Annotated in this window: 14 protein-coding genes; 3 read left to right on the top strand and 11 right to left on the bottom strand. The window is 63.2% G+C overall.

All coding sequences use genetic code 11. The annotated features are described in order from the left end of the window. Positions 1-689 precede the first annotated feature (689 nt). Positions 690-2,207: a recombinase family protein gene (locus tag ACFJI2_RS12345; RefSeq protein ID WP_377705282.1), complete on the bottom strand. Its 1,518-nt coding sequence runs from the start codon at positions 2,205-2,207 to the stop codon at positions 690-692. A 320-nt stretch (positions 2,208-2,527) separates the two neighbouring features. Then, positions 2,528-2,674 (bottom strand): hypothetical protein, encoded by a 147-nt coding sequence (locus tag ACFJI2_RS12340; RefSeq protein ID WP_377705281.1) that lies wholly within the window; start codon positions 2,672-2,674, stop codon positions 2,528-2,530. A 604-nt stretch (positions 2,675-3,278) separates the two neighbouring features. Between ACFJI2_RS12340 and ACFJI2_RS12335 the strand changes: the two genes are divergently transcribed. After that, on the top strand, positions 3,279-4,334 hold the full coding sequence (locus ACFJI2_RS12335; RefSeq protein WP_377705280.1) for an NAD(P)-dependent alcohol dehydrogenase: 1,056 nt from the start codon (positions 3,279-3,281) through the stop codon (positions 4,332-4,334). A gap of 73 nt (positions 4,335-4,407) precedes the next feature. Beyond that, entirely contained in the window at positions 4,408-7,119 is a 2,712-nt protein-coding gene (locus tag ACFJI2_RS12330; protein WP_377705279.1) for a bifunctional acetate--CoA ligase family protein/GNAT family N-acetyltransferase, read from the top strand. A 175-nt stretch (positions 7,120-7,294) separates the two neighbouring features. On the opposite strand, the gene ACFJI2_RS12325 is transcribed toward ACFJI2_RS12330, so the two are convergent. From ACFJI2_RS12325 to ACFJI2_RS12285, 9 genes are all read right to left on the bottom strand, one after another. Continuing rightward, on the bottom strand, positions 7,295-8,194 hold the full coding sequence (locus ACFJI2_RS12325) for a diguanylate cyclase domain-containing protein (RefSeq protein ID WP_377705278.1): 900 nt from the start codon (positions 8,192-8,194) through the stop codon (positions 7,295-7,297). Between the two features lie 63 nt (positions 8,195-8,257). Then, on the bottom strand, positions 8,258-8,521 hold the full coding sequence (locus ACFJI2_RS12320; protein WP_377705277.1) for a hypothetical protein: 264 nt from the start codon (positions 8,519-8,521) through the stop codon (positions 8,258-8,260). A gap of 267 nt (positions 8,522-8,788) precedes the next feature. Beyond that, the gene (locus ACFJI2_RS12315; RefSeq protein ID WP_377705276.1) at positions 8,789-10,270 is read right to left on the bottom strand and encodes an ATPase domain-containing protein; all 1,482 of its coding nucleotides are present in this window, start codon (positions 10,268-10,270) and stop codon (positions 8,789-8,791) included. Then, positions 10,267-10,620, bottom strand: a complete 354-nt coding sequence (locus tag ACFJI2_RS12310; RefSeq protein WP_377705275.1) for a hypothetical protein — start codon at positions 10,618-10,620, stop codon at positions 10,267-10,269. Before ACFJI2_RS12310 ends, ACFJI2_RS12315 begins: the two co-directional genes overlap by 4 nt. A gap of 141 nt (positions 10,621-10,761) precedes the next feature. Next, positions 10,762-12,453, bottom strand: a complete 1,692-nt coding sequence (locus ACFJI2_RS12305; protein WP_377705274.1) for a putative bifunctional diguanylate cyclase/phosphodiesterase — start codon at positions 12,451-12,453, stop codon at positions 10,762-10,764. Between the two features lie 33 nt (positions 12,454-12,486). Further along, a complete protein-coding gene (locus ACFJI2_RS12300) occupies positions 12,487-12,888 on the bottom strand; it encodes a hypothetical protein (RefSeq protein ID WP_377705273.1) in 402 nt (133 codons plus the stop codon). Between the two features lie 527 nt (positions 12,889-13,415). After that, entirely contained in the window at positions 13,416-13,913 is a 498-nt protein-coding gene (locus ACFJI2_RS12295) for a pyridoxamine 5'-phosphate oxidase family protein (RefSeq protein WP_377705272.1), read from the bottom strand. 463 nt (positions 13,914-14,376) lie between these two features. Further along, positions 14,377-14,616 carry a hypothetical protein gene (locus ACFJI2_RS12290; RefSeq protein ID WP_377705271.1) on the bottom strand — a complete coding sequence of 80 codons (240 nt, stop codon included), beginning with the start codon at positions 14,614-14,616 and terminating at the stop codon, positions 14,377-14,379. A 1,184-nt stretch (positions 14,617-15,800) separates the two neighbouring features. Then, a complete protein-coding gene (locus ACFJI2_RS12285) occupies positions 15,801-16,052 on the bottom strand; it encodes a hypothetical protein (protein WP_377705270.1) in 252 nt (83 codons plus the stop codon). Between the two features lie 422 nt (positions 16,053-16,474). On the opposite strand from ACFJI2_RS12285, the gene ACFJI2_RS12280 reads away from it, so the two are divergent. Beyond that, on the top strand, positions 16,475-16,789 hold the full coding sequence (locus ACFJI2_RS12280; protein ID WP_377705269.1) for a hypothetical protein: 315 nt from the start codon (positions 16,475-16,477) through the stop codon (positions 16,787-16,789). Positions 16,790-16,884: the final 95 nt, after the last annotated feature.

The following is a 16,884-nucleotide window of genomic DNA, read 5'->3' as shown; positions in this document are numbered from 1 at the left end:
CCTCTTCTATCCCGCGTCACCGCAGTGCGCGCTCGGGTGGACAATCGGCCTGGGTATTGCGCGGCATCTATTCTTGGATGGGCTTGCGGTGGAGATGCGGCGCTGCCAGCACCCTGACAGCGATGTCGTGCTCGACCCCATGTTGTTTCATGTAATCGAGCGCCCGGCCTATTCCGTCAGTGGCAGCGATCAATAGGGCGGTATCTACCTCATGCGCAATATGCGTATCCAGGCGCAGTTGGCAATTCGGGTGTGCTGTAAGTCTGAGTTCGGGCATCGCTCTTCACCTGGTTCATGGAGAAGGCGCTTCGCCGGCTTGGCAATCCCGTGAACGGGGGGGCGAAGCACGCATGTACAAGGATGTCGATGGCGTGCAATTCTGTAACAGGGGCGGGCATCCGATCTGTGCGATGGATGAGGACCCAATGGTGCGTTGAACGCCATCGGCATGAGCATACACCGATTCGTCCGCACGAAACAGACACGCATGCTTGCGCCAGTGTCAGCGCATTCCGGCCAAACCGAGGCTCGCTGCTGCCTATCCGCCTGAAAGCCAAGGGGGCCGCTTGAGGACCCCCAGCCTGCAGTCGGGCCGGCTGCGCGGCGAAGGCCTCGCTCGTGCAGACGGGATGCTTGTACCGTCCACGCAGGTCGATTGCGGCGCCGAATCGGACCGCGTGGGGCATCGCTCACCCTGCCAAGGGTAGGCCGAACACCGACGCCAGCGTCGCATGGCGAAACTGCCCGAAATTCGCCGCGAGCTCAGGACGAATCCAGATGCTCTTCTGGGTAAAGTGCCGCACGGGAAGCAGGTAGTAGCTGGCGATATCGGCATTGTCCTGGTCGAGGATGGCGTACAGGACAAAGTCGCACGGAAAGCGCGTCTTGAGCGTCATGCTCCATCGCATCAGCGTTGCCGTATCATGTCGGCAGCACGCAACGGCGACCTTCACCGTCACCGTGTCGTTGATGATGAGACTGCTGCCACGCCCCCGCGCTATGTGCGCCCCCGCTTGCACGGCGGTCGCTTCGACCTGGAGTAGCAGCTCGCGCCGCAGTTGCATTACCGCGCCCTTCGACAGCGCGCCACGGCGTGTCCGCTGCTGCGGGACGCCTGCCAGCTGGTACGCGTGGCTAAGCGCGCCGAACAGGCCGCGCAGGTAGTTCGGGTTCGGCAGTGCGGACTCGGCGGTAATGATGCGTGCGCTCATGGCACCGCGCTCTTGGTAAAGTGCGGCAAGGCGCGCAAGGATCGCCTCCCGCATCGGCATCGTTTGTCGCCGTGCCCGTTCCGTTTGTGCGGCGGCAAAGGTCTCGCGACTCACAATGGCGCCCACCCCGCCTTCCAGGCGCACCCACTGTTCTGGCTCGGTAGCAACACGCCGTGTGGCCAGTTTGGCGCTGCTGCGGTTATAAACCAGCGCCCCGGCATATTTTTCACTGGTGAGAATGTTCCGGACGTTGTAACTATTCCACTCGGTGACGAACCGGTTCACGATGCCACGCTCGGTCAGCATGCGCGCGATGGCGCTATCGCCCTGTTTCTCTTCCAGGTACAAGCGGTAGACTTCACGCACGGTGGCAATTTCCTCGGGCGGCCCCGGGACAAGGCGTACCCGGTCGGTCACTGCGGCCTTGCGTTCGCCAGGTTCCAGCAGGCGCCGGTCCTTGCCCTCAAGCGTGACGCACATCCTGCGCAGGCCGTACCCCGCGACACCGCCGGCCTTGAATCCCCCTGCGACAAACCGGCACAGCGCCCGATGTACCTTATCGGACAGGTCGCGGCTGTACTCGGCGGCCATGGTCCGTTTCAGGTTCTTGACAATGGCGGCGTAGGGGGACGCATCGGCCAGGAACGACTCCGCCACGTACACGGTGTCGACGCCAGCCTGGCGGCACAAAAACTCGTAGTGCGCGGCCTCGTCGACATCCTGGAACCTGCCCCAGCGGCTAACGTCATAAACCAGAATCAGACTGAAGTCCCGGCTGCCCCCCAGCACGTCGGCGAGCAGTTGGCGCAGGCCGGGCCGGCCCTGCAAGTTCAGTCCGCTACGACCGGCATCGCTATAATGATGCACAATGGTGATGCCGTTGATCTGCGCGTAGTGCGCGATAAAGGACAACTGGTGCTCAATGGAACAACATTGGCTGTCGGTGGACATGCGGGTATAGGTGACGGCGCAGTAGCCTATGCTGGTAGGGTTCATGCCGGCACCCAGGTGTGGATAATGCCTGCTTGTGCCGCCGATTTGACCATCGTAGCAACCTCCCCGCGTCGCAGCGCTGAGTCCACGATGGCGGCGACACCGATGCGTATGCGTGACAGCACGCCTCCTTTGGCGACGCTGAGCGCTGCGCTGCGCTGTCGAGATCCGGCTATAGGTTGCGGCGCGCCGCAGCGGCGCATCGTCATCCGCGTGGCCCAGTTCACTAACATTTTTGCATGCTCCCAGCTTGCGCGTTGAGCCAGTGCTATCGCCTCAGGCTACCCCCACGCTAATCAGCATAGGCGCAGGCAACCGTTTCGCTAGCTCGGCCGCTTATGCACCAGAGCGGCCAGCGCAAGCTCGATGTCTACGCCATTGCCGAAGAGGAAGCAAGCGGCATAGTAGACGCCGTGCATATCCCGCAGCGATTGCGCGACCAGACAAAGTCTATGTAATCGAATATCCATGCGCCGATCCTACCGGCTCGGCGCCTCGCCGCTTTGCGCTACCTCAAACCTCGTGACCGCCGTCGGTTCCCGAGGCGCAAACGCGCAAACGGGCTGAGAAACTGGCGCGGAAAAAGCAGCAACGTAGAGCGCCGCGCCGTCTGCGCCAACGCCTTTGGTCCGTACTCGATGGCGCGCCTGGGCAGCTGTGTCAGAAGACAACCCCGTTTGCCTGTTACTGCTCAACCGTTCCACGGTGGCGGCCGAGTCCATCGAATGCCAGGGATGCTGCGGCCAGTTTTGCTGATTCATGGGACGGTAAGAATGAGTGGCAACGATTATCACTCGGACTCCTTTGCCTGGGCACAACCGAAAGATTCGCATCATTACTGAAAACGCGGTCGCAAGCTGGGTGCCTTCCAGGCAGAACAGGTCCGCGAATCCATGCCTGATGAAAAGCAGAAAACCGTCAATGGTCGTCCGATCATACGGCAGTCCTGTCGTTAAGTCCTTTGATCCGAATCGAACATGTCAAATTGTGCAAATTCAGGTAAGTCGCGCGACATGTCAGCGGGACACGGTGCACTTGCGGTGTACCATGACACTGGTCCACAAGGAGGCTGCAATGCGCACAATGAAAGCGGCGGTGTATGTCCGACCTGGCGTGATATCGCTTGTCCCCAAACCGATTCCCGCTGCGGGCCCCGGGAGCGTTGTGGTGAAGATCACCACAACAACGATTTGCGGAACCGATGTGCATATTCTCAAGGGCGAGTTTCCCGTCGATGCGGGCAGGACCATCGGCCATGAGCCAGTCGGCGTCGTCACCGAAATCGGTGCCGGCGTGGAAGGGTACACGGTAGGACAGCGCGTGGTAGTGGGCGCCATCACACCCTGCGGCCAATGCCACACATGCCTCGACGGACATCCTTCCCAATGCGGCGGCAAGGCGGCGGGGGGCTGGCGCTTCGGCAATACGATCGACGGCTGCCAAGCCGAGTATCTGCTGGTCCCCCATGCCATGGGCAATCTCGAGCCGATCCCTGACGGATTGACCGATGAGCAGGTCTTGATGTGTCCGGACATCATGAGCACCGGCTTCGGTGGCGCTGAAAGCGGCGGCATAAAGATCGGCGATACCGTCGTCATCTTTGCTCAAGGCCCGATCGGCCTGTGTGCGACGGCTGGCGCCAAGCTGCGCGGGGCCAGCATGATCATCGCTGTCGACGGGGTGCGGGGGCGACTCGACATGGCCAGGGCGTTGGGTGCGGACATCACCATCGACTACACGCAAACTGATCCGCTGACGGAAATCATGCGACTGACACGGGGCTGCGGCGTGGATGTTGCAATCGAGGCGCTGGGGAGCCAGGCAACGTTCGAGCAATGCCTGCGCGCGCTCAAGCCGGGCGGAACCCTGTCGAGCCTTGGCGTCTATTCCGGCAAACTCTCGCTCCCTTTGGATGCCTTCGCGGCCGGACTGGGCGATCACCGGATTGTAACTACGCTTTGCCCCGGCGGCAAAGAGCGCATGCGCCGCCTGATGAATGTTGTCGCCTCCGGACGCGTCAATCTTGAGTCCATGGTGACCCATCGTTTCAAGCTCGATGAGATCGAATACGCCTACGACTTGTTTGCAAACCAGCGCGACGGAGTGTTGAAAGTGGCCATCACGCCCTGACCTCTCTCTGGCTTTCGCCGCGTAGCGAACTCTGGACAGGCCCTGCCCGGTACCGCCCCCAACCAAGGCATGTATGAGCGTCCGCAACCTGAAATACCTGTTCGCACCACGGTCTGTAGCGGTGATCGGCGCGTCGCAGCGGCCGGGCAGCGTAGGGGCCACCGTGTACCGGAACATCATGGCTGGCGGCTTTGGGGGGGCGATCTATCCTGTCAATCCCAAGTACAGCAGCTTTGGCGAGCAGCAGGTATACGCCGCTGTTGGCCAATTGCCGGGCGGCCCGGACCTGGCCGTGATCTGTACCCCTGCCGCCACCGTGCCCGGCCTGATCGCCGAGCTGGGCGCGCGCGGCTGCCGCGGCGCCGTCGTGTTGAGCGCAGGGCTGGGCGAGACTTCGCCCACCGGCGGCACCCTGCTTCAGGCCATGTTGGACGCGGCGCGGCCCCACCTGCTACGCATCCTGGGACCTAACTGCGTGGGCCTGCTAGTGCCCGGCATCGGCTTGAACGCCAGTGTCGCTCCGGTCGCCGCGCTGCCGGGACGGCTGGCCTTTGTGTCCCAGTCGGGCGCGCTGGTGATGGCGCTGCTGGACTGGGCAGGGGCGCGCGGCATTGGATTCTCCCATTTCGTTTCGCTGGGCGACGGCAGCGATGTGGACTTCGGCGACCTGCTCGACTACCTGGCCGGTGATCCTGGCACCGACGCCATCCTGCTGTACGCGGAAAACGTGCGCGAGGCGCGCAAATTCATGTCCGCGGCCCGTAGCGCGGCAAGAGGCAAACCGACCTTGATCGTCAAGGCTGGCCGTGCGGCAGAGGCGGCGCACGCGGCCGTTAGCCATACCGGCGCGCTCGCCGGCGCCGACCTGGTGTATGAGGCGGCATTGCGGCGGGCAGGCATGTTACGCGTACACAGCACTGCCGACCTGTTCGATGCTGCGGTGTTGCTGGCGCGGCGACGGCCGCTGCGTGGCGAGCGGCTGGCGATCATGACCAACGGCGGTGGCCCGGGCGTCCTGGCGGTGGATGCGTTGATCGCGGGAGGCAGAGAGCTCGCACGGTTACCACCTGCCACGCTTTCCGCTCTCGACGCGGTGTTGCCGGCCGCGTGGTCGCTGGGAAACCCGGTTGACATCATCGGCGACGCGCCAGCCACGCGCTACGCCGATACGCTCAAAATACTGCTCCAGGGCGATGCCTCGGACGCAGTGCTGTTGATCCATGCCCCCACCGCCATTGTCGGCAGCGCGGAGATCGCGGAAGCGCTGGTGCCGCTGATGTGTGCGGCTGCGCGGCCGGTGCTGGCATGCTGGATAGGCGGCGACAGCGTGGCGCATGCGCGCAAGCTGTGTCTGGATGCCGGTCTGCCCGTGTTCGACACGCCCGAAGCGGCGGTACAAGCCTTTATACATCTGGCGCAGTACCAGCAGAACCAGCGCCTGCTAATGCAGGTTCCTGCTGCGGCTTGCGCCTTGGTGGACAGGACGGCAGCACAAACGCTCGTGCGCGCCTTGCTGGCGCGTGGCGTAACGCACATGGCGGCGCAGGACGCGTTCTCCATCCTGGCCGCGTACCGCATACCGGTGGCGCCGTCCGTGCAGGTGGCCAACTTGGCCGAGGCGATAGCGGCAGCCGCCCGCATAGGCTATCCCGTCGCGCTAAAACTCCATGCGCCGGTCATCAGCCACAAGTCCGATGTTGGCGGCGTGGTGCTCGATATTGCCGATGCGAGTATGCTGAAAACGGCCATGGCCGGCATCCGCCAACGGCTGGAACTTCATCAACCTGGCGCACAGTTGGCCGGTTACATGGTGCAGGCCATGGTTCGGCGTCCGCAGGCATGCGAGTTGATGGCCGGTATCACCGCCGATCCGGTGTTTGGCCCAGTGGTGCTGTTTGGCCAAGGCGGGGTTGCGGTGGCGGTAACTGCCGACCAAGCGGTCGCGCTGCCACCGCTGAACCGCGTGCTGGCAGGCGATCTGGTCGGACGCACCCGTGTGGCGCGGCTACTCGCTGGCTACCGCGACCGCCCGCCCGCCGACCTTGCGGCGCTGTATGATGTGCTGATCCGGCTGGGCCAGCTGGCTGCGGACATTCCCGAGTTGGCCGAGCTTGACATCAACCCGTTGCTGGTCGACAGCGCCGGCGTCGTGGCGCTTGATGCGCGCATCCGCTTGGCGCCAGTCGCAGCTGGCGTTTCAGGGTATGACAGACTGGCGATCTTGCCGTACCCGGACCAGCTGGCGCGCAGCGTACCATGGCGGGGCGAAGAACTGTGCATACGGCCCATCCGGCCCGAGGACGGCCCCGCCCATCAAGTCTTCTTCGCCGCGCTCAGCACCGAGGACATACATTTCCGCATGTTTGGGGCATTGCGTGAGCTGTCACCCGCGCAGCTCGCCCGTTTCACGCAAATCGACTATGCGCGCGAGATGGCCTTCGTGGCGGTCCGCACCGACGCCGGCGGCCAGTCCGAAACATTAGGCGTGTCGCGGGTGGCGATTGACCCGGACAATATCTGCGGTGAGTTTGCCGTCACCGTGCGCACCGACTTGAAATGTGGTGGGCTGGGACGGCTGCTCATGGAGTGCCTGCTTGACTATTGCAAGGCGCGCGGCCTCGTTGAGGTGCGCGGTACCGCATTGCAGGACAATGAACGCATGCTTTGCCTCGCCCGTGCGCTGGGCTTTTTGGTAGGGTTCGACGCCAACGAAGGTCCCACAATGACGCTGCCAATGCGGCACTGGCGTAGGGATGGGGGCAATCATCAGCTGTTTCAAACTTGATCGCCAGTGTGCGCGTGAGTGTGTGCGGCAGATTGCTTCCCTGCTGGTTGTGTTGATCGGTATCGTGACAGCGGTAGGCGGCCAATACTTCGTTTGGAGACCGGCCGGTATGGCGGCTTTCTCGGGGCCGATGTGTAGTTCAGCTACTGAAAACGAACAGCGCCGCCAGTCCCCTTCACGGTTCACTGCAATCGGATAGCGGAATGCATGGGGGCGCACCGCCGAAGACCTCGCAACCGCTCTTCCCGTTGCGCTTGACGTGGTACATGGCGTGGCCCGCGCACTGGAACAGCTCGGCGAGGCTGCGGCCGTGCTTGGGATAGAGGGCCACGCCGATGCTTGCGCCCAGCGCGTATTGCTTGCCGTTGACCGCTATGCCCTCCGTCAGCCGTGCCAGGAGTTTCCGCGCGATCTCGGTAGCCTGCACCTCGTCGTCGAGCTGCGTGGCGATGACGACGAAGTCGTCGGCGCCGACCCGGGCGCAGATGTCGGTGCGCCTGGTGCTGCCCTTGAGCCGCGCGGCCACCGCCTTGAGCATCTTGTCGCCCACCGCGTGGCCCGCCGTGCCGTTGATGGGCTTGAAATTGTCGAGATCGATGGAGTACACCGCGACGACGTGGTGCGGGCGGGTGGCGAGTACCAGCGCCTGGTCGAACAGTGCGGTCATAGAGCGCTGGTTGTGCAGGCCGGTCAACGGGTCCTGGACGGCCAGTTCCAGCGCCTTCGATTCCGCGTCCATCAGCCTGGTCTGGAATTGTGACAGCACCGCTGTCAACAGCACGAAGTACAGCGCCAGCACCAGCACCGTTCCCAGCAAAAACGCGTTCCCGGACCAGCTCGGGAACAGTTCGATCAGGGCGGGCGCGGCCAGCCAGTGTGCGGTCAGTGCGACACTGGCGGTTGAGCCACCGCCAGCGGCCAGCGTGGGAAGCCGGCGCGCTGGCGCATGGCGATCCAGCCCAGGTAGTAAATGAGCGCCGCGTTGACGGTGCAGTATCCCATGGCGCGCGCAAAGGGGGGGCAGATCCGCCACCAGCGCGACAAGCAGCGATAGCTCGGCGGCCAACGCGGCCAACCAGAACCGCCCGGTCTTGGTGTCCAGATTCAGGAAGCGGGTCAGGCCGGTCAGCAGGAAAGGCTACTCCAGGACGTTGAAGACCACGTAGACCGCCAGTGGCATCTTCTGGGGTGGCCCGTACGTCAGGAAGAACAGGCTTAGACGGGCGAGCAGGGCGCATGATACTAAGGCCGCCCACGAGCTGGCCCCCGGATTGGTACGCGGAATCCGGCTGGTCCAGACGAAGAGCAGCATGAAGACGAAGTAGCTGGTACTGCCCAGTGTATGAATGACCTCGTGCGACATCGTCGCATTTCCCCCAGCGAGCGGCACAAAGCGATCCATTTATCCGTGCGGCAACGGCATGGCTTTTTTACCCAATGAGCAGCATAAGCAGATATTACTCCCGCGCACTGGCCCGTGCGATGGTGCAAGCTGATATGGGCCCGCTTGGTGGCTTGTTGATTGGTAGTGGGGGCGTTGTTATTTTTCCACTCGGCCAGACTGGCGGTAGGCGTGCGATCGGCAGGCTTTCTGATGGGCGCCTACCCGATTTTCAGGAGCCGTGGGCGACAGGGCAGCAGAACGCCGAACGCAGCTGTGAGCGAATGGCTAGGGTTCCGCCGCAACGTCGTCAATGTGCTGTGATGTTATCGGAGCGACCGGCCTACCGGTCAGTATTCCCTGGAACTGGCGTTGTTCAGGGCCGACTTTCATGCCTGCGCTGCCGATGTCGTAGAAACGGATATCCTTGCTGTGCGCGCTTGCGCGCACCTTGACCACGGAAAGGACGCGCTTGAACTGTCCATCGAGCTCGACGTAGCGGTGCATGATGATGGCGTCGGCCAGGAAGGCATTGCCGTAGGAGCTGAAGCTCAGTTGATCATAACGATCTTCCAGTTCGGCCGTCATCAGGACCGTCACGCCCATCGCCGTGAGCACTGCCACCATCCGGTACAGTGATTGCCGGAAGTCGTCGCGCGACGACGATGCCAGCGCCAGTTCAAAGCTGGACAGGGAATCGATCACCATGCGTTTCGCGTCCAGCTGTTTGATCAGCGCCACCATGTCGGCCAGCACCGCGTCGATGGACAAGTCCAGCGTGCGCGTGTTGATCATGCCGACCCGCCCGCTTTCGATCAGGGCATCGAGCTGCCGGCTCAGCAACTGGTTGGGGCTCTTCTCGAAGGCCGCAATGACGCCAGCTTCGCCCACCCGCACGCCCTCGCTCAAGAACTGCGTGGCGAGCACCGACTTGCCCGAACCCGACGGTCCCACCACCAGCATGGAATAGCCGGCCGGCAAGCCGCCGCCGAGCATGGTGTCCAGTTCCGGCACGCCCATGGACAAGCGGACGTTGCTGGCGATGGTCGCTGCGGCGCCTTCCTGGATCATCGCGCGCGGGAAGATCTCCACGCCGGTGTCGCAAATGCGGAACGTGTGCACGCCCAGGCTTTGCGCCTGGCCGCGCATTTTGACCACTTGGATCTTGCGCAGCAACGTGTCGCGCTGGACCAGTTGCGACATCCAGATAATGCCATCGGCGACGGTGAAGACAGGACTGGATTCCGCCTCCGGCGCCAGGTACTCGCCAATCAGGAAGGTGGTGGCCAGCCAGCTGGTCATCTGCATGCCCAGACGCTGCACGAATTTCTGCAAACCCGCACCGCCTTGTTCCATGGCGCGGGCCGACTGGGCCACCGAACGGAAGGAGTCGACAAACACCAAGCTGGGAGCGAATTCCCGTACTTCATCGGCAATACGCGCCAACACGCGTTCGAAGTCCCCCTCGAGCAGTTCGGCCGCCAGGTTGACGAACTTGACCGAATGATTCAGTTTGGCCAGGTCGAAGAACGCAAACTGTTGCTGGTAGCGCAGCATTTTCAACGGCGGCTCGCCCAGTACCGTGAAGAACAAGGCCCGCCGCTCGGGGCCTGCCAGCGAGAACATGATCTGGTGCGCCAGCGTCGTCTTGCCGCTGCCCGGCGTGCCAGCCAGCAGGTTGAATGAGTATTCGGGTATGCCCCCGCCGAGCAGCTCGTCCAGGCCGGGCACCCCCGTGCTCAGGCGCTGGATGTTGACTTTGTTATTCATGTTTCGGTTCCCTTAGCGGCGGTGTCGACAACGTCCGGACCCCAGGCCGAGCGCAAGATGGCAGTGGTCAGCGATTCTCCGATCAGCAAGGTCAGCGTGTCCGTGAAAATAATGAGCAAGGCAATGCTCGCTGCATCGGCCTCGTCAGGGTGTTGTTCCAGGCTGGCATACCAGCGTTCGAGGGCCACCCCGTCGCCTGTTCGCAGCCAGGGATGGGCCGTGCTGGCCAGATGCACGCTACGCGCGAACAGCGCGTCAAATGCGCCATCGCCGATAATCGGGCACAACTGCTTAGCCAGCTGTTGCCACAGCACGACGTTGTGTGCCACTGCCGCCTTGGAGCGGTGCATCACGCAGCGCTGTATCCACTGGTGCCGTTTATCGTTAATTGCCATAGCAAGAGGGGCGGGGTATAGCAATCGTTGTCGTGGCCGACCGTGTATAGGCGAACGGCATGGCGCAGGTCAGGTATCGCATGCGCTGGCCAGCGCTTACGCGACGCGCGCGCCGGGCCGCGCAAGCAGCTGGGCAAACTGATCGGCTGGCAACGGCCGGCTGAACAGGAAGCCCTGGCCCTCGTCGCACCGGCGCGCACGCAGGAATTGCAGCTGCGCTGCGTCCTCGACGCCCTCGGCCACCACGCGCTGGCCAAGGCTGCTTGCCATGGCGATGACGGCACTGACGATGACGCCGCCACCCGGCGCCACACCAATGTCGCGGACAAAGGACTGGTCGATCTTCAGCACATCGATGGGGAACTGGTTCAGGTAGCTGAGGCTGGAATAGCCGGTGCCGAAGTCGTCGACGGCCAACAGCACGCCAATCTGCTTGAGCTCGCGCAGCACGGCCGCGCTGGCATCGGCGTCGCGCATGAGCACCCCTTCGGTAATTTCCAGTTCCAGCTGGCCTGGCGGCAAACCGCTGTCGGCCAGGATGGTGCGCAGGTTGGCCAGAAAGTCGGGATGGCGAAATTCGAGCGCCGACAGGTTGACCGAGATGACGCCGCAAACCAGACCGGCACCGCGCCATGCCATGGCCTGGCTGCATGCTTCGCGCAACACCCAGCGGCCGATGGGCACGATCAGGCCGCACTCCTCGGCAACCGGAATGAAGCGCAACGGCAGCACATCACCGAGCAGCGGGTGGTGCCAGCGCAATAGCGCTTCCGCACCGGTAAGCCTGCCGTTCTCCAGCGCGATCCGGGGCTGGTAGTGCAGTTCAAACTCACCGCGCTGCAGGGCTTGGTGCAAATCGGCCTCGGTGCGCTGACGCTCGCTGGCACGCGCATTCATCTGTGAGCGGAAGAAGTTGCAGGTATCGCGCCCGCTGTGCTTGCCATGGTACATGGCCACATCGGCGTTGCGGATCAGGCTCTCGGCGTCCCCGCCATCGTCCGGGAACACGCTGACGCCGATCGTCACGCCGATATAGGCCGTAAGGCCGCCTAGCTGGTATGGCTCGCCGATGGCACGCCGCATCTTGTCGGCAATTTCCGACACCGCCCGTTCATTGGCCACTTCCGTCAGCACCACCACAAATTCGTCGCCGCCCAGCCGGCAAACGGTGTCGCTCGCTCGGATCACCTGCAGTAGGCGCTGGCTGACGGTTTGGAGCAGCAAGTCCCCGGCCGCGTGCCCGAGCGAGTCGTTGACCACCTTGAAGCGGTCCAGGTCGGCAAACAGCACGGCCAGCCGCGCGCCTTGGCGCCGCGCGATGGCGATTGCCTGCCCCAGCCGTTCCATCAGCAAGGCGCGGTTCGGCAGGCCGGTCAGGAAGTCGTGGTGCACCATGTGCACCATCTGGTCCTTGGCCAGTTGCACCGCTTCCGTCATGGTCTGCGCCTGCAGCGCCGTGATGACCAGGTGTTCATTTGCCTGGCGTAGCCGCACCATGTGAAGCTCGAGCGCCTGCTGCACGTCGCCCGCCTCGCGCACATGCCGTTCAAGATTGGCCGCCCGGTTCTCGCGGTGCGCCACCGCCGCCTCGCGCTGCCGGCTCGTGATATCGCGCAGGCTGGCGGCATGTTCCCGTGCGCGCACCGCTGTTTCGCGCGCCGCCACCTGATCTTCCCGTGTGACGGTGACGCGTTCCCGCGCCTTGCCGGCGGCACGGCGGTCCTGGCCGCCCTCACGCCCGCCGAATCGGCGCTCGTTGGCGGCGTTGCGGTCATTGTCAGGATCCATGATGAGTTCTTATAGGGAGCAACGAGATTGCGGTCAATGGCACGGTCCCGATGGCAGGCGCCGCTTGCATTCGCCCCACGCGGCTTCGAGCACGCCGGCGGTCAACGACGCGCCGATCAACTCCAGCAACAGATCGTGCAGCGTCACAAACAGCATCCGGCTGGCCGCCAGCACAGCGGCCGGTGGCTGCCCGACCATCCTGCTCGCCAGTTGCCGCCAGTCCACTGGCATCGTACCTGAGCCGTCGGCCGCTTGCAGCCAGGGAAAGGCGTCTTGGCACATGCCCAGGCAGCGTCCAAGGAGCGTCGCGACACCTTGCGCCCCTAGCAGCGCGGACAGTTCGTCGCTGACGGTCTGCCACAGTGTTTGTACGCGCTGCACCGGCTCCGGCGCAGGGCACGCCTCCAACCAATCCAGGATCGCATCGGGATACATGGCGCCTGCGCACATCGTTGCCTTCCCCATCAATACCGCTAGCGCGCTGCGCAACACGGCCGTCGCACTGAACCGCCGCGCGCGGCAACGCGCCGGCCGCACTCAGTTCACTATACTGCAGTCTCGCGCGCTTCGGCACTTTATCGCACCGTGCCACCTGCAAGGTGCTCTCCGGGAACAACACCGCCAAACGCGCCCGCGTTTGGGGCGCATGAACTCGCCCCTCCGGTGACCATTGACCACCGGGCCGTCCCCCGATGTCCAACCTGTTGTTCTGCAGCGGTTTCATACCCTGCAACTGGCCGCCCCGGGCGCGTCTCATGGTGGGCCGGGCGCTGCAATGTGGAGCCGATGCGGTAACCTCAGCAGTACCGGCAGCGCCGTGTGTGCCGCGACGCGGTGGTATTGCAGATAGCAGGAAGCGATGCCGGTGCCCCACGCACGTTGCAGCAGCAGGGATTCTTCGATGCGCTGTGCCTGTTCGTCGTGCTCGCGTTGGCACGCATCGCCATCCGTCCCTACGCGGCTCATAGCTCAACCTCTGCCAGCCGGCCCAGGTCCACGGCAAAGTACTCGGTGTGGCCGAAGGACTTGGAATAGTCCAGCACTGAAACGAATAGTGGCTCTAGCATGATGAACAGCATGCCTGGCCACGGCAAGGCAGTAGTATCGGAGATCACGCCGGAAAACTCAGGATATTTTTTCAACAGCAGCTCGCTGGCATGGCGAAGCTCGCGCGGCTTGTGCAGCATGCTGGCCTTGGCGTCGATCGACACGCCGCGAATGTCGGCCCACGAATGGTAGGGTGTGTTGACGGCGTAGGCGACGTTGGCGTGCTCCCGGATGTCGTGGGCTTTCTGACTATCGAGTGAAATGGCACAGTAGGTGCGTAGGCCGTCGCTGGCGTAGCTAACCGTGCTGGCATGCGGTGTACCATCCGGACGGATGGAGGCAAGTACCAGTTCTTTGCCGCGATCGAGTATGTCGGCGACCCAAAGGGCCTTGTCTAGACTGATGTGATCCATGATGCTTCTCCTGCAGGAAGATGGTCCTGCGGCCGCCGCGTCAGGTGCGGCCCATGTTCTGCTTCGAGGGCACGGCAGCTTTGGCGGATGCGCGCTAGCATGGGCTAATGTGGCGCACATTCGCAATGGGAAGCGTGCCATGGATGGCCGACTGTCGTGCTAAACCGTACCAGCGACAAGCGCGTCATTCGAGTGTACGCGTATCCTGCTTGGCGCCACGTTCATTAGCGTAGGTGTTCAGGCGCACCGGGGGGGACTGACCTCTTTCCTTGTGTCTTGCGCAACCCGGTGGCCCATCAGCGCAACTACACTTTCTCCGCTTTGGCGTACCCTTTCAACGTCCAGGCGACTGCCCGCACAATGGGCTGCGCCACGCAAAGTGCGCTTGCTCGTGCGGCCGGCTGCCACGTTAGCCAGCTCGCAGGCCGGCATGGCTGGCGTCCAGGGGGGAGGGCCAACGAGCTCAGTCCAGCTTGTCCGTCTCCATCATGCCTAGGGCTACGTTGTGCGCCATGGTTTGTGCCATGCCGGGGTCGCCGCAGGGCGTGTTCAGGGTCGCGTCCGCAATGCTGATGTCGCCCTTCCAAACGCGAAATGTGCCGAACCATTCGCCCGGCTTCGATCCCGCATGGGAGCCATACTCCAGCCGATAGTTGCCAGGGAAGCGTCGCTCGGTGAATGCCGCATGTTTTGCATCGTTCATGTTTCCTCTTCTGATGTGGTTGCAACAATAGGATGCCCACCTGCCAGCCATGCGTAGTGGTAGCGCTGGTAGAGCAAGCCTGCGCAGGGGGGACGGTGAAAGGGCCACCTGCCGGTGACAATTATTTTTACTGCGGCAGTGGTTGGGGGAGTGCCGGGTAGCGTGTTGCACGCAAGTGGGTCGCCGGCACGGGGACCCAGTTCGCTAAGTCACACACGTGCTGGCGATCAAAATGCGGTGACGTGAGCACCTTGATCGCCACGTACTGGTCAACCCGACGCTGTCGCATGTAATCCAGGGCCCGGCCGATCCCGTCGAGTGCAGCAATAGACAGTGCGGCATGCACTTGGCCTGCAATCTGCGCATTGATGCGCAGGCCGCGATCCGTGTGCTCCGCAGATCGGTTTCGGACATCGCTTCCTCCTGACTTGCACGAAGGTGGCGCTCTGCAAGCGGCGAGCCGGTCAGCCGCCTTGGCCGGAGCATGGTCTTCTTAGAAGGATGTCTTGCCGCTGCCGACGCCGGCAATCTGCAAGACGGCGTGGGCGGACGAACCGCTTCGGTCACCAATATACACCCGGACCGCGCACGCAGGCGGACGCGTGGCCACAACAGTGGACTGGTCGATGGCTTGGAAACAGAAATGTCCACGGGACCATCGGCTGGGAAGGTTCCATCCAAGCCCGCCTCAAGCGCTAATTCCTGATGAGCCTTTTGCTTGGCAAGCTGCAAAGCGCCTGGCGGGACCGTCGGTTCTGCTGTGGTCCTGATGTCCATCGTACGCCTCGCCTCGGAGTGTGACCTGGGGGCCGACAAGAACATCCGGTCGTGCGCGTTTCAAGTGCCTCTCGCGCTCACTCTTGGCGCTGGACGGGCCCGTGCATGGTGTCGTCGTTGACAATGCCTTGGCGCGGCTGTTGGTTGCCAAGCCAAGTGTTCCAACGCCGCTGTGCCGGCGTGGCTTGCCTTCGTGGTGCCGTGCCGCAAGGCTGCGCAGGCGTCGATGGGGAAATGGCGTCTGTGCTGCCGGTTGCTGTGTCCATCCTCAGTCTCCTCGCTGCATGGGCAACCGACAGGATCGCACATGGCCATGGGCCTATGCAGCATGCGCCCAATTAGTCGAACTGTATAGGCCGGTTTGCCTGCAGGACAGGGAAAACACAACAGATGGCGAGTTTAGTACGCTATTTGGCAAGCAAGTAGTCGAGCCGCCTCGACAGCAAAGCCAGCCGCGCCCGCAAATGCGCTTCCAGAATTTGTTGGTACAGCCAATGCTCTGCCTGCTCTGCGGCAAGTATCGGGCCTGAGCGCTGCGCGACGAGAAAGTTCGATTCTGCCACGGTCAGCCCGGCCAGCACCTCCTCGCCCTCTGCGTCAACGATCAGAGCGCCTAGCCTGATCAGCAAACCGCGTTCCTGAGTTGAAAGATCGAGCATGGGGTTGCTCCTAACGGGAAAAATTGAAATTCTACGCTGATCGTAGGCGGCGTATCGCACGCACACCAACCGCCGCTGGCGGTGGATGGCCCGGTTTTTCGCCCCTGCGCGAGTTGATGTACGCTTGAAGAAATCGCGGGCGAAAACCCAGGCTGCGGGTTCGTGGGGGGGCTGGCGCGTCAGAATGCTCAGTGCCGCGAGGCGAAAGCATCGACCCAACAACTTATGCAGACGCAAGTGGCGGCGGGACATTTTCCGCTAACATCCGGAGATCATGCGCGGCGCCGTTCGACATGGGCCTGTGCGGTTACGCTTACTGCGCGAGCCGCCTTGCCTTGCGGTCGTGCACTGCACCCATGCTTCGAACAAGACTGCCAATATCGGCGTACACTGGCGCCATGCAATGGGCGGAGGACCTCGCCATGATAGAAATTGACCCCAGCCAGACGTTTGGCGGCCTGCCACTTACCGCGGGGCAGGATGCCGCCATCCGGCACTACATCAAGCAATGCCGGCAGAATCATCACCCCATCGATGCGAAGGAATTGACCGCGATGCTCAAGGATATGCTGGATCCGCCAGCCGATGCCGAGCAAGACGACTTCCTTACCCAAGCCATCGACCACATTGTCGCTGCCGAACGTGCTGCGGCGTCGGTGGACGAAGCGATGAATCCCATCGAGGCGAGCGAGGAGCGTAATGCGGCCATGGAGTCCGAGTCGATGAAGGGCTGCTAGGCGCGACGCGAGTGCGCCGGTTACAAGCCGGGGGCGGCGGTTGCCCGCCGGCGGCCGGCGCTTCGCGGGTGCGCAGCACGTCTTGGTTCTGCGGC

The organism is Pseudoduganella sp. UC29_71 (assembly GCF_042693265.1).
Classification (GTDB): domain Bacteria; phylum Pseudomonadota; class Gammaproteobacteria; order Burkholderiales; family Burkholderiaceae_D; genus Rugamonas.
Note: the sequence above shows the minus strand (reverse complement) of the source record. Positions and strands in the feature narration are given on the sequence as shown.

Coding starts and splice junctions, on each gene's coding strand:
- ACFJI2_RS12305 (WP_377705274.1), bottom strand. CDS start 12,453: ATGGATCCTGACAATGACCGCAACGCCGCCAACGAGCGCCGATTCGGC.
- ACFJI2_RS12315 (WP_377705276.1), bottom strand. CDS start 10,270: ATGAATAACAAAGTCAACATCCAGCGCCTGAGCACGGGGGTGCCCGGC.
- ACFJI2_RS12300 (WP_377705273.1), bottom strand. CDS start 12,888: ATGTATCCCGATGCGATCCTGGATTGGTTGGAGGCGTGCCCTGCGCCG.
- ACFJI2_RS12340 (WP_377705281.1), bottom strand. CDS start 2,674: ATGGATATTCGATTACATAGACTTTGTCTGGTCGCGCAATCGCTGCGG.
- ACFJI2_RS12290 (WP_377705271.1), bottom strand. CDS start 14,616: ATGAACGATGCAAAACATGCGGCATTCACCGAGCGACGCTTCCCTGGC.
- ACFJI2_RS12320 (WP_377705277.1), bottom strand. CDS start 8,521: ATGGATCGCTTTGTGCCGCTCGCTGGGGGAAATGCGACGATGTCGCAC.
- ACFJI2_RS12310 (WP_377705275.1), bottom strand. CDS start 10,620: ATGCACCGCTCCAAGGCGGCAGTGGCACACAACGTCGTGCTGTGGCAA.
- ACFJI2_RS12295 (WP_377705272.1), bottom strand. CDS start 13,913: ATGGATCACATCAGTCTAGACAAGGCCCTTTGGGTCGCCGACATACTC.
- ACFJI2_RS12345 (WP_377705282.1), bottom strand. CDS start 2,207: ATGAACCCTACCAGCATAGGCTACTGCGCCGTCACCTATACCCGCATG.
- ACFJI2_RS12330 (WP_377705279.1), top strand. CDS start 4,408: ATGAGCGTCCGCAACCTGAAATACCTGTTCGCACCACGGTCTGTAGCG.
- ACFJI2_RS12335 (WP_377705280.1), top strand. CDS start 3,279: ATGCGCACAATGAAAGCGGCGGTGTATGTCCGACCTGGCGTGATATCG.
- ACFJI2_RS12285 (WP_377705270.1), bottom strand. CDS start 16,052: ATGCTCGATCTTTCAACTCAGGAACGCGGTTTGCTGATCAGGCTAGGC.
- ACFJI2_RS12280 (WP_377705269.1), top strand. CDS start 16,475: ATGATAGAAATTGACCCCAGCCAGACGTTTGGCGGCCTGCCACTTACC.